This is a genomic window from Rhodohalobacter halophilus, assembly GCF_001715195.1.
In the GTDB taxonomy this organism is placed as follows: Bacteria; Bacteroidota; Rhodothermia; order Balneolales; family Balneolaceae; genus Rhodohalobacter; species Rhodohalobacter halophilus.
On sequence record NZ_MDWE01000068.1, the window covers coordinates 1 to 12,009 of the forward strand.

9 protein-coding genes are annotated in these 12,009 nt (G+C 44.4%); 3 read left to right on the forward strand and 6 right to left on the reverse strand.

All coding sequences use genetic code 11. The annotated features are described in order from the left end of the window. The first annotated feature begins 112 nt into the window (after positions 1–112). A complete protein-coding gene (locus tag BG260_RS13520; RefSeq protein WP_069133492.1) occupies positions 113–1,672 on the forward strand; it encodes a glycerol-3-phosphate dehydrogenase/oxidase in 1,560 nt (519 codons plus the stop codon). Here BG260_RS13520 and BG260_RS13525 read toward each other — a convergent pair. The 3 genes from BG260_RS13525 to hisC all read right to left on the reverse strand — a co-directional run bounded on the left by BG260_RS13525 (position 1,669) and on the right by hisC (position 6,975). Further along, complete coding sequence (locus tag BG260_RS13525; protein WP_069133493.1) at positions 1,669–3,522, reverse strand: histidine kinase dimerization/phosphoacceptor domain -containing protein; 1,854 nt, start codon at positions 3,520–3,522, stop codon at positions 1,669–1,671. The two genes, BG260_RS13520 and BG260_RS13525, sit on opposite strands and share 4 nt — an antisense overlap. A 262-nt stretch (positions 3,523–3,784) precedes the next feature. After that, entirely contained in the window at positions 3,785–5,854 is a 2,070-nt protein-coding gene (locus tag BG260_RS13530; RefSeq protein WP_069133494.1) for an alpha-ketoacid dehydrogenase subunit alpha/beta, read from the reverse strand. Between the two features lie 14 nt (positions 5,855–5,868). Continuing rightward, positions 5,869–6,975, reverse strand: a complete 1,107-nt coding sequence (gene hisC, locus BG260_RS13535) for a histidinol-phosphate transaminase (protein WP_083750332.1) — start codon at positions 6,973–6,975, stop codon at positions 5,869–5,871. A gap of 225 nt (positions 6,976–7,200) precedes the next feature. Between hisC and BG260_RS13540 the strand changes: the two genes are divergently transcribed. Both BG260_RS13540 and BG260_RS13545 read left to right on the forward strand, forming a co-directional pair. Next, positions 7,201–7,899 carry an SDR family NAD(P)-dependent oxidoreductase gene (locus tag BG260_RS13540; RefSeq protein ID WP_069133495.1) on the forward strand — a complete coding sequence of 233 codons (699 nt, stop codon included), beginning with the start codon at positions 7,201–7,203 and terminating at the stop codon, positions 7,897–7,899. A 76-nt stretch (positions 7,900–7,975) separates the two neighbouring features. Then, positions 7,976–8,638, forward strand: a complete 663-nt coding sequence (locus BG260_RS13545) for a hypothetical protein (RefSeq protein WP_069133496.1) — start codon at positions 7,976–7,978, stop codon at positions 8,636–8,638. Positions 8,639–8,731: 93 nt separating this feature from the next. Here BG260_RS13545 and BG260_RS13550 read toward each other — a convergent pair whose 3' ends face one another. From BG260_RS13550 to BG260_RS13560, 3 genes are read right to left on the reverse strand one after another with little or no spacing between them, the layout of a single operon-like run. Next, positions 8,732–9,625, reverse strand: a complete 894-nt coding sequence (locus tag BG260_RS13550) for an SGNH/GDSL hydrolase family protein (protein WP_069133497.1) — start codon at positions 9,623–9,625, stop codon at positions 8,732–8,734. Next, a complete protein-coding gene (locus BG260_RS13555; RefSeq protein WP_069133498.1) occupies positions 9,618–10,328 on the reverse strand; it encodes a Sir2 family NAD-dependent protein deacetylase in 711 nt (236 codons plus the stop codon). The genes BG260_RS13550 and BG260_RS13555 overlap by 8 nt, the downstream gene beginning before the upstream one ends. 21 nt (positions 10,329–10,349) lie before the next feature. Continuing rightward, positions 10,350–11,876, reverse strand: coding sequence for an acyl-CoA dehydrogenase family protein (locus BG260_RS13560; protein ID WP_245683976.1), 1,527 nt, complete (start codon positions 11,874–11,876; stop codon positions 10,350–10,352). Between the last annotated feature and the right edge of the window lie 133 nt (positions 11,877–12,009).

The window sequence follows — 12,009 nt, forward strand, 5'->3', positions numbered from 1 at the left end:
AAATAAAATCAAAAAATTTATAATAGGATTTCACTGTAGAACCCATCTTTTGATAGATTTATAGCCTGTAATTTACGTTATTAAGCATAATTATCAATTAGCCCCAATTCCTATGAACCGAGCAGAGATGTTGAGCGCCACCAAAAAGAAACAAGGTTATTTCGATATTATCATCATTGGAGGCGGAGCCACGGGATTAGGCACAGCCGTTGATGCGGCCTCCCGCGGATACAGCACTCTGCTCCTTGAGCAGCACGACTTTGCAAAAGGGACCTCCAGCAGATCGACAAAACTGGTTCACGGCGGCGTGCGTTACCTTCAGCAGGGAAATGTCTCGCTGGTATTGGAAGCCTTGCGGGAACGCGGACTACTCATTCAAAATGCCCCGCACCTCGTTCGTAACCAGTCATTCATCGTGCCCAATTATGATTGGTGGGAGGGGCCGTTTTACGGAATTGGAATGAAGGTTTACGACATGTTGGCCGGTAAGCTTGGCCTGGGGCCTTCTAAAAATCTCTCCCTGGAAAAAACGATTGAACAGCTTCCAACTTTGGAGCAGGACGGCCTTCGCGGCGGTGTGATCTATTATGACGGTCAGTTCGACGACTCGAGACTAGCCATTAACCTTGCTCAGACAGCAGCCGAGCACGGGGGCACATTAATCAATTATGCAAAAGTAAACCAGCTGCTGAAAACCAACGACATGGTGGATGGAGTTTCATTTACGGATCAATTAACCGGAGAAGAGTATGAAGTGAATGGACGAGTAGTCGTAAATGCAACCGGTGTTTTTACGGATAATATCCTGAAAATGGATAAACCCGACAGTAAACCAATTATCGCTCCAAGCCAGGGTGTGCATATTGTGATAGATCACGAATTTTCACCCGGAGAATCCGCCATTATGGTTCCTCATACGGACGATGGAAGAGTGCTTTTTGCCGTTCCGTGGAACGGTAAGCTGGTTCTGGGAACTACTGACACACCCGTTGATAACCCGGAATTGGAACCCAAGGCAATGGAAGAGGAGATTGATTTTATATTAAAACATGCCGCACAGTATTTGACCGGAGATCCTACTCGCGATGATGTACGAAGTGTATTTGCCGGTTTGCGCCCTCTTGTAAAAGCCGGTGGTGATGGAAGTGATACCGCTTCTCTTTCCAGGGACCATACATTGATTGTTTCAGATAGTGGACTGGTTACAATTACCGGTGGCAAATGGACAACATATCGGAAGATGGCACAGGATACAGTTGATCAAGCCGCTACGGTTGCAGGGTTAAACATCAACGAGTGTGTAACCGAAAACATGCGAATTCATGGATGGCTGAAGAACACCGATCATTCCGATCCGCTTCGCCACTACGGATCAGACCGCGTTGAAATTGAAAAACTTATTAAAGAAAAACCGGAGCTTGGAGAGAAACTTCATAAGCGATTACCCTACATTAAAGCTGAAGTAATCTGGTCCGTTCGAAATGAGATGGCTATGACTGTAGAGGATGTTTTAGCCCGCCGAACCCGTGCCCTGCTGCTGGATGCAAAGGCCAGTATTGAGATGGCTCCGACTGTTGCAGAACTGATGGCAAACGAGATGAAACAGAATCGCGAATGGCAAAAAAATCAACTTGCGGAGTACGAGAGAGTTGCCTCCAACTATATCCTTTAAACAAAACTGCCGCCGGCTTTCTCATTCAGAGGAAATACAATCACCAGTTCTGTTCCGGATTTCGCGCCATTTCTAAACCTGTACTCTGCATTGAGCTGCTTAACGAGTGTTTCGATAAGCAACATGCCCATTGTACCCGTTTCACCGGGTTGAAACCCTTCAGGAAACCCTACTCCGTTATCTGCAATTAATATTCCTACTTTATCATCTTTTTGGCGCATCTTAATAAAAATCTCTCCGCTCCTTCTCTTCTTAAATGCATGTTTATAGATATTGACCACACTTTCGTTCAGCAGAAGAGAGATGGGAATAGCCTGATTCAGGGTTACTAAAATCGATCTGCAATCAAAGGATACCTCAATTTTCTTTTTGCTGGTTTGAAATGAGCGCTGAATTTCACTCACCAGTTCTTCCGTATAGGCGGCAATATCTATATCAACAAAATTCTCATTCTGGTACAGTTTTTCATGAACCAATGACATCGACTTTATTTTAAGTTGACTATCTCTCAGAGACTCCGCGATAACTTCATTGTCAGTGTTCCAAACCTGCATCTCTAACAGACCGGAAATAACGGCAAGGTTATTTTTTACCCTATGATGTATTTCAGACAGCATCACCTCCTTCTCCTTCAGTGAATCACTGATCTTCCGTGCCGCCTCTTTCTGTTCTGTAATATCCTTAACAACGTAGATATGTTTAGTCTCTCCATTTTGATCCTCAATTTTTGTATGTGTTACAACAACCGGAATCTCCTCATCTTTACCGGTTTTCATCATCCATTCGCCAATGATCGGTTCACCGGTGTCGTTATCGGAATAGACCTCCATGAACTCTCCGACTTTTTTATCATCAAAAAGCTTATTAATATCGACCCCTTCGAGATGGTTGGCATGGTATCCCATGGCTGTTTCGACCGCATGATTTAGCAGTTCAATTTTGTGATCGTCGTCCGTTACAATCAGCATATCCCCCATCGACTGAATGATATTATTCATATAACCGCGGGAAACCATGCTTTTACTCAGGTTCTCGGCCATGCTGTTGAAGGAATCGGCAAGATCAGCTAACTCATCCCTGGTCTGTATTTCTATCCGCTTGGAGAGATCACCTGAACCGAGTTCGTCCGCAGTACGCTGCAGCTTCTGTATCGGCTTGGCAATCGATCTGTACACAATCATTGCAAAAACCAAAGCGATAAAAAATGATAGAATGGTAATTAAAATCACCTGCCTGACGGTGGTGTTGGCTCTGCTTTCAAGCTCTGCAAGCTGATTATTTACCCTCTCATTAAAAAGAGATCGCAGCTCCATTAAGGATGGCAGTAATGTATTCCGAAAGTAGGGCTCAACCGTCACCACGAAAATCTCATTCCCAAATCCGGTTTCGTCAGGCTCAATGATTTGACGGGTCAGGGAGTTGTAGTAATTGAATGAGGTTTGAAGTGAATCGGCCAGCTGTTCAATCTGCATCACAAAAGAGTCGAAATCTTCTTCGGCGGCAATATTCCTTTTTGAACGCTCTAAAAATATCCGGAAATCTGCCTCAAAATTATCCAGACTTCTCTCCACTACTCTTCGCGACTCTCTGATTTGAGCCGTAACTGAAATGGAATTATCCCCCCTGTTCCGCTTGTCTAATTCTGTCAAATAGTTCCGGGTATAAAGAAGGGAGCTCTGCAGATCTGATGTCATATCAGTCAGGGTCTGTAGCTGACTGGATGTAAGCTCACTGGTCTCAATCAGCTCATCTTTTACCGCACTCCCCAGATAGTACGATAAACTCCCTGTAATTAACACAAGGAGCGAAATCGAAAAAAAACCTGCTAATAGTTTTGTGCCAAGACGCATTAAAAAAATTCTTTGTTTCTCATCTTGGTCAGTCTCTAAGTCACTCTGTGCAGAATGTAATACATTTTAGAGAGAAGATTCAGGAAATATGCCACTTTAAGTGTAAAGATTTTTAATATTTCCGATTCAATTTACATTTCGCCAGTAATTCACTCTTCTCATGGAACAGCTTACAGCCCATTTGTTGATACAAGCTAAATTACTCATGATTGTATTGGGACAGTTTTATCATCCCATCGAACAGATTTCAGATAGGAACCTATTAAAATTTGATAATCTCTTCTACTTTATCGAGTATTTTTTCCTCCGTTGGCAGAACAGAATTCATCAGCCCAACGTTGTATGGCATTGGAATATCCGGCATGGTTAAGCGCTGAACCGGTGCATCCAGGTATCGAAACAGTTCGTCGGAAACCGCAGCCCCTATTTCTGATCCGAAGCCTGCCGTTGCAGTGTCTTCATGAACCACTAAACAGCGATTTGTCTTTTTGACTGATTCAAAAACCGCTTCTTTATCCCAGGGGGAGATGGTTCGTAAATCGATAATCTCAATGGAGTAGTCGGATTGTTCTGCTGCAGCTTCACACCGCTCACACATAGCTCCCCACGTCACAATCGTTAAATCCTCTCCCTCACGAAGTTTGTTCGCTTTGCCGAACGGAACCACAAATTTATCACCGGGATAAGGTTTTCGGGCATATTTTGAGTCGAGAAGATTTCTGTGTTCAAAGAAAATAGTTGGGTTATTACTTCTCATGGCGGATCGAAGCAGACCTACGGCATCCTGTGCATTGCTTGGGTATGCTACCTGCCAGCCAATCATGTGTGCAAAAAAGACTTCGTTCGACTCACTGTGCCATGGATCACCGCATTTGGCAAACCCTCCCGGCATACGCACTACCATCGGAGCCGCAAATTTATTGGCGGTTCTCCAACGGATCGTTCCGGTATTTTTCAGCTGTTCGGTGGCTGGATCAGCATACTTCCGAAACTGAATCTCGGCAACCGGCATTAAACCGGCATAGGCCAGGCCAACCGCCCGCCCGATAATCCCCTCTTCGGAAAGACTGGTATCAAAAACCCGATCCTCCCCAAATTTTGTTTGAAGCCCCATGGTTGCGGCATGAACGCCGCCTTTCGCACCCACATCTTCACCGAAAACCACAACCTTGTCATTAATCTCAAGTTCATGCTCCAGCGTGCGGCGAACTCCTTCCACAATATTTATTCTCTGCTTTTCCGGTTCAGGTTCTTGGGAAGATTCCGGAAACTGAAAGCCCTCCTTGTAAAGCCCTCCTGTTATCTGAAGCTCATCACCCTCCTCATAAAGCGCATACTTTGTAACATCCTCTATATCAGGGTCCGGGCGATTCCATGCCGCTTTAGCGGCTTCTTTGGCTTTCTTACGGTTTTTCTCCTCTAACTCATCCCACTGTTTCTTACTCATAACCTCCGGAATCAAATATGCTTTGAGTGTTTTCAGGGGATCTTTTTCACTCTCCTCTTTCAACAGATCCTGATCTTTATACGCCTGGTTATCCTGATAGGAGTGGCCATTCAGCCTCGGTACTGTAAGCCTCAGCAGTGCCGGTCCCTTTCGTTCACGTGTATAATCAGTCGCTTCGGTAATCAACGAGAGTGATTCCTCCGGATCTGTTCCGTCCCCATTAAAAATTCTCAGATTTTTAAACGAGTAGAGATTGTTGGCAATATTGGCTCCGGGCGTCTGCATATCACTCGTTACTGAAATGCCATAGCCGTTATCTTCAATATAAAACAGAATCGGGAGATTCAGGGTTGTAGCCATCGTCAAACACGACCAGAAGCCGTTCGTGGCAACCGAACCGTCTCCTCCAAGAATGACAGAAATCGCATTGGAATAGGCATCTTCCTTCAGCACTTTCTTACGATATTCGATAGCCTGTGCCCATCCGGCGGCGGGTGTGTACTGCGAGCCCACATCCCCTGCCATCGGCAGAACAGTAACTCCCTCCTCGCCCGGCATGTTGCAAACAACTCCAATATCACGACCGTCACTGTACCCTCCGGATTTTGCCATCCCCGACGCAATGGCGTCTTCCGTATCCAAACCGAGACTTAGCATCAGCGGCCGGGATCTGTAGTAAGCTGATGCAGCATCTTTTGGGTCTGTTAGCTGCATACCAAGCAAAATCTGCCCCAATTCATGGCCCCGGGCCGAAAATTGATAAAGTATCTTTTTATCCGGCACCAGCTCGCTCTCCTCCAGATCGTCAATTGCCCGGGAAAGTAACAGTGTATCGGCAACTTTTAGCCAGTCAAACTCTTTCTGAATACTCTTTTTTTCCGACATAACGTATTTTCGTTCTACTGCTTAACTATTTTGATGAAACTCTCTTCAAAGTGATTCATCTCATTTTCAGTTCCTATGGTAATTCTCACGCAGTTTGGTAAACCAAATGCGTTGATCCTTCTTAAAATAACTCCTTGCTCCAACATTTTCTGCGTAAAATCGATGGCTTCCTTTTCCGAGTCCAATACCATCATCACCGAATTAGAAATGGATTCTCGATATTTGACTCCATGCTCATCAAAGAATTCATACAATCTGTCCCGACCTCTCTTTACCAGCTCAATGCTTTGTTTGAGAAAATCCTGATCGTTGTATGCAGCCAGTGCCGCAGCCTGGGCGGGAGCCGTCGGTTCAAACGTAAGTTTGGTTTTCAGCATCTCGGTTATCAGCCTTTCATCGGCAATCGCATATCCAATTCTGAATCCCGCCAGACCATACGCTTTTGAAAAAGTTCGAAGAATGATCACATTCTCTTTGCGGTGGTCAATCGCGGGAAGGTAGTCATCGACTTCTGCTGCATATTCATAATAAGCTTCATCGGCTATCAGAAGAACATTATCAGGTATTAAATCGACAAGATATCGGTACTCATCGGCCTTTAAATAGGTGCCTGTAGGATTGTTGGGGTTGGCCAGATACACCACTTTGGTCTGGTCATCAATGGCATTAAGAATTCTATCCACATCAAATCGATAGTCATCCGTTACTGGAATTTTTTTCAGCTCTATCCCGCGAACCCCGGCCTGAACAAAAAATCCAACAAATGTGGCGTCTGCCGTAACTGCATTTTCACCATTTTTAAAAAAGGTACGGCAAAGGATGGAAATAATACTCTCAGAGCCGGCAGCCAATATCACTTCCGCCTCTTTCACACCATTTCGGTCAGCAATTGCTTTTCGGAGTTTTTCCGCAATGGGATCGGGATAGTCCTGAATCTCTTTGATCGCCTCCAGTACCGCACCCTTTACGTTTGAGCTGCAACCCAGACGGTTTTCATTCGAAGCCAGTTTAGAAATGCGTTCCAAACCATACTCTTTTTTGACTTCAGCGATTGTTTTTCCGGCCACATAGGGCTTTAATTTCAGAATGTTCTCCGGCAGTAATTTTTCAATTTCCATCATGCTTAGGCTTTATCACATTAGCTCCCAAATGAATACTCAATTTTTACAAACTATCTTGAATTGAACATAACTCAAAATTGTTAATGCGACGTAAAGAAACAAAAAAAGCGCTTGCAAAGGCAACTTTTTAAACCCACAGGTTTACACTATTTTTCCATCACAAAAAAATGTTGCCAAAAGCGTTTATTCACAAGAGTTTAAAATAACCATTTAATACATCGCCCCATGTCAAAACATATAATCATTACAGGTGCAAGTAAGGGAATTGGGTTTGAGACAGCCAAACGCCTTGCTCAATCAGGGCATAGAGTTACGGCGATTGCCCGGTCGAAAGATGCACTGCTTTCACTCCAAAAGATTAACCCTGATTTAATATCAGTACTTCGCCTGGATATCACATCTGAGAATGCAGTGTCTGAAATTTCCGATCATCTGAAGGAAAGACAGTTTCGAATCGATGGATTCATTCATAACGCAGGCGTCCTTATCAATAAACCACTCTCCGAACAAAGCCGAAACGATTGGCAAAAACAGTTTGAAGTGAACCTGATGGCACCTGCTCTGCTAACAGCGGGGCTAAAACCATTTTTTAATGAGAGAGCACATGTATTGACCATCAGCAGCATGGGTGGATTTCAGGGAAGCAGTAAATTTCCCGGCCTATCCGCTTACAGTGCCACGAAAGGCGGTTTAGCAATTTTAACTGAGAGCATGGCTGCTGAACTGTCAACCTTACACATTGCCTGTAACTGCCTCTGCTTGGGAGCGGTTCAGACCGAAATGCTCGAACAGGCATTTCCGGGAGTGGAAGCCCCTGTCTCGTCAGATGAGATGGGTGAATATGTAGCAAACTTCATTCTGACCGGACATAAATTTTATAACGGTCAAATTCTTCCGGTCACCCTTGGAGATCCCGACGCCTGACAACAGATTTCACCCTGTTAAATAGATTCAGATTTGGTAACTTTAGCCAAATTGATCAAAATTCTACAGACGAACTATGAAGCGTATTTTACTGCTAATCACGGCACTTTTCCTTGTCCTGTATCTGAGTTCACCACAGCAATCTCAGGCTCAAACCGCACAGCTTTTGGGTGGAAATGTGCTAAACGGAGCACTTACCGGAACGGCCCTTGGTGCAGCCACCATGGGGCTTCAGAACAGCAGTGATTTTGCTCCCCTTCGTGTAGGCCTTGGAGCCGGTATACTCGCCGGAGCCGGATTAGCCGCTTACGATATTGCCACGTTACCCAAAGGACAGGAGTTTTTTATCTCCGGGATTTTCAATGACGGAAACAATTCGTCTGTAATCATCCTGCTTGACACCTTTTACGGTGCGGCCGGTGGAGCAGTCCTCGGTTCCGCAGTGATGCTGATCGGAAATAAACCGATTGTTGACGGTCTACAATACGGATCGAGCATCGGTGCGTGGGCCGGATTTGGGCTGGGTCTGTTTGATTCGTTTATCTATGCTGAACGAAATTCCGATTTTGTATCATCCAAGCTTTTAAACAGAAGTTCTCTTATTGAATTTGATGGAAAAAATGTAGAGGTCGGTCTGCTCAGTCCCGATATGATTGCACAAAAATCCCTGGACACTACCGAGCTTAGATATAATTACAGCCCGGCACTCCGGATGATCTCTTTTAAAGCCAATTTTTAGTACGAATAACCAGATTGAGTACATGGGATACCAATCATTACTAAAAAGCTGAATAGATCTGGTTGAACAGCTATCCCCTACTCACAATGAATCTCAATCACTTCCAAGATCCATTGCGGTCATTGTTCCGCCATCCCGTTCTTCTGCAGTGGCGAGAGTTTTGATCAGCTCTCGAACGGTATTTACGTGGCCTGAAAGAGATGGATTTACGCCATCATTTAAATAGTACCAGGCTTCCGGAGGGCTCCCCATGCGTTTACCGAGCGGATCAACAATGTACCCTTTCTTACCCATAATGATCTGCCTTACCTTAGAGAGATCTTGCTCCTTGATTTCAAAGTCGAATAGCTCCATTTCATCCAGCAGACCGGGAATCACCGGCTGCGGAGCGATCCACACAGGTGGGTTTTCCGTTACCGTTTCAATAGCATCTCCAATCGTAGCAAGATTTTCCCACGTCTCGGAAAGAGGCATTAACGTTCTCTTTGGCATAAATGAGGGGCGAATGGTATCGAACGTTCCCAGATTGACAATCACCCAATCCGGCTCATAGGATAGAACATCCCTGTGCATTCTTCTCAATGCTTCGGATGTAGTGTTGTTTGTCACTCCGGCATTGATAAACTGAAAATTTGCTCCTTCAACCGATATTTCCAGAATGTGTTTAAAAATTTCGAACCAGCCCTGGAGATCGTCTGTAGCAGAATCCCCAAAAGCTACAATCGTATCATTCGGTCCAAAAGGAAGCGCGTCAATCCAGTCGGTAACATCATCCTCTTTAAGAAGCTCAAGTGCGGCATCCTTTGCACTGTCTGTAAAGTGATTTCTTAATTTTGAAAGCTCCTCAACCTCCAGCCCCATTAAGCTTGCTATAGCTTCCCTGTTCTCGATGCCGGGAAGCAATGGGAACTGCTTTTCAATATTCAAAAATTGCAGAAGGTATTTCTCCAGTGCTTCTTTCTCTTTATCGGTTGCTTTTTTACTCATAATCTTTGTCTAATAAATTTTTTGTTAATGTTGACAAGCCGGTCGCAGCACTCTCCTGAATATGTGTCCATCCATCAAATGATAGTAGTTCCGGTGTGCCGGGATCAATCAAATATTTATCAATTCCGGGTTGGGTGTAATCCACCAGACCGGCTGCCGGGTATACGGCGAGAGAAGTGCCAACCACCATAAACAAGTCGGCCGTTGGAACCACTTCTGCAGCTTTCGAAATCATAGGCACCGGTTCACCAAACCAAACGACATTCGGACGAAGCTGTGTACCATCGGGAGCTTTATCCCCTATATTTATCGGTTTTTCACCTAAATCCACAATCTGTTCCGGATTATCTTCACTCCTTCCTTGCCTCAGCATACCGTGGAGATGAATTACATTCAAAGAACCGGCTCGTTCATGCAGATCATCAACATTTTGGGTTATCACGGTCACCTCAAATTTCTCCTGAAGAGAAGCTAAAGCATAGTGTGCAGCGTTCGGTTCTGCCTTAAAGGCCTGAACTCTTCTCTTGTTATAAAAATCGAGTACAGTCTCAGGGTCGCGGAACCACCCCTCCACCGACGCAACTTCATTGATATCATACCCTTCCCAGAGACCGCCTGCATCCCGAAATGTAGACAAGCCACTCTCTGCACTGATTCCTGCACCGGTCAGAACCACGATATGCTCTTTTAAATCAGAACTCATTCCAACCGTTGAATTGATAGGTTATGCCTTTACAAATTTGAGCCAGCTGCTGTCATCGCCATAACCGTCCAGTACATCAGGTTGTTCGTTACTCTTATAGGTACTTACAATTGAATTAATTTCAGAGCGAAGCACTTTCAGGCTGTTTGAGATCATTTTTGAGTTAAAACCTGTATCACCAAGTTTCAAGGTCATCTCCATGGAGACAAGTCTTCCGAGGGCTCTCCCCAATTGAACCAGTTTGCGTTGTGGTAATTTGTAGTCTACTTCAAAGTTGAGAGTATCTTTAAAGTAGCCGGCCGCATTTTCTGTAAGTGAATATCCCTTCATAAATTGATAGAGATTACTCTCTTTACTCTTTCTCATCATCTTAAGGACAGATTCAGAAATCTGCTGATAGAGAATATCATTGGATCCCTCAAAAATCTGGAAGGGCCGGCTATCTACCATCGCACGTCCGGCAATGTGATCCAGCCGATATCCTTTTGCCCCCACCAGCTGCATAAGAGATTGAGAGGCTTCGTGCATGTAGTCAGTCACAACAGATTTAATGGAGTTTGCCGCTACATCCATACGAGCTGTATTTTTTGTAAGCGGCACATTGGTACCGGTAAAAAAGCTCATCGCGGAACTGACTGTAAAGTAAGATTGCAGTTGTGCAAGACGCTCTTTCACCTGATCATAATTGAACAGACTTTGCCCTCCAACCAGGCGCTCTTTACAATGAGCCAATGCTTCATCCATCATCCGTTTAAGATGGCCTGTACTCATTCCCGGAAACTGCAGACGGCTTCGGTGTAGAATATCGAGCATCATCAAAATACCGTTACGTGAAGGGTTCAGCTTGTATGAAGCCGGGACATCTATATTAATCTGATTCTTGCCATATGGAAGCATGTAGAGGCCGAGGTTTTTATAATACTCAAGTACCTCGATCCCGCCGTTTGAGCTATCATGAATAAAAAATCCAATATCTCTTCCCAGTTCACCGTTTTTGTCCGTCTCCCGTGCAGTAATCAGCCAGAAATCTGCCCATCCTGTAAGCCCGGCCCAATGCTTCAAACCTTCAATTTTGTATGAATCGCTCTCTTCATTATAACGATAGCCCGTTTGCATACGCAGAGCATCCGATCCAAAATCGGGCTCGGTTATCATCAGGCCTCCCATATTCTTTTTCTTAAGAAATCTTTGAAAAACATTCTTTTTAGCTTCCTCTTCTCCATAATTTGCAACCGGCTGAAGAAAAAGTGCACCGTTAATTCCCATCATTAACGAAAGCGGTAGTGATTGATAAGAAGTGGTTTCCAGCATAGACAATGCTTCACTGGTAATAGCACCTCTTCCATTATACTCATCCGGAATGAACGTGGAGAGAGGATTATGTTCCAATACTTCCCTGAGAACGTAAGGTGGCAATCCACGAGTTGCCAGCATCTCATCCTCGTCATTTCTCTCGTTAAAAAGTTCTGACAATTTCTGTTTATAATCTGAGAGGAATGAGGTGATATCTTTTTTGATATTCAATGATTGAGCTACGTTTAAATCCACTGTGATTACTGCTTTGGTTAAAAGATGGGTGAATAGAGAATAAATATAAACAATAGCTGTTTAAAAAGCATTTCAAGAGAGGTAATAAACCAAAAAAGCCCCTGAACGCATAGCGTTAGGGGCTTTTGGAAAA

Excerpts from the sequence above, each read along its gene's own strand:
- BG260_RS13520 (WP_069133492.1), top strand. The coding sequence starts at position 113 with ATGAACCGAGCAGAGATGTTGAGCGCCACCAAAAAGAAACAAGGTTAT.
- BG260_RS13525 (WP_069133493.1), bottom strand. The coding sequence starts at position 3,522 with ATGCGTCTTGGCACAAAACTATTAGCAGGTTTTTTTTCGATTTCGCTC.
- BG260_RS13530 (WP_069133494.1), bottom strand. The coding sequence starts at position 5,854 with ATGTCGGAAAAAAAGAGTATTCAGAAAGAGTTTGACTGGCTAAAAGTT.
- hisC (WP_083750332.1), bottom strand. The coding sequence starts at position 6,975 with ATGATGGAAATTGAAAAATTACTGCCGGAGAACATTCTGAAATTAAAG.
- BG260_RS13540 (WP_069133495.1), top strand. The coding sequence starts at position 7,201 with ATGTCAAAACATATAATCATTACAGGTGCAAGTAAGGGAATTGGGTTT.
- BG260_RS13545 (WP_069133496.1), top strand. The coding sequence starts at position 7,976 with ATGAAGCGTATTTTACTGCTAATCACGGCACTTTTCCTTGTCCTGTAT.
- BG260_RS13550 (WP_069133497.1), bottom strand. The coding sequence starts at position 9,625 with ATGAGTAAAAAAGCAACCGATAAAGAGAAAGAAGCACTGGAGAAATAC.
- BG260_RS13555 (WP_069133498.1), bottom strand. The coding sequence starts at position 10,328 with ATGAGTTCTGATTTAAAAGAGCATATCGTGGTTCTGACCGGTGCAGGA.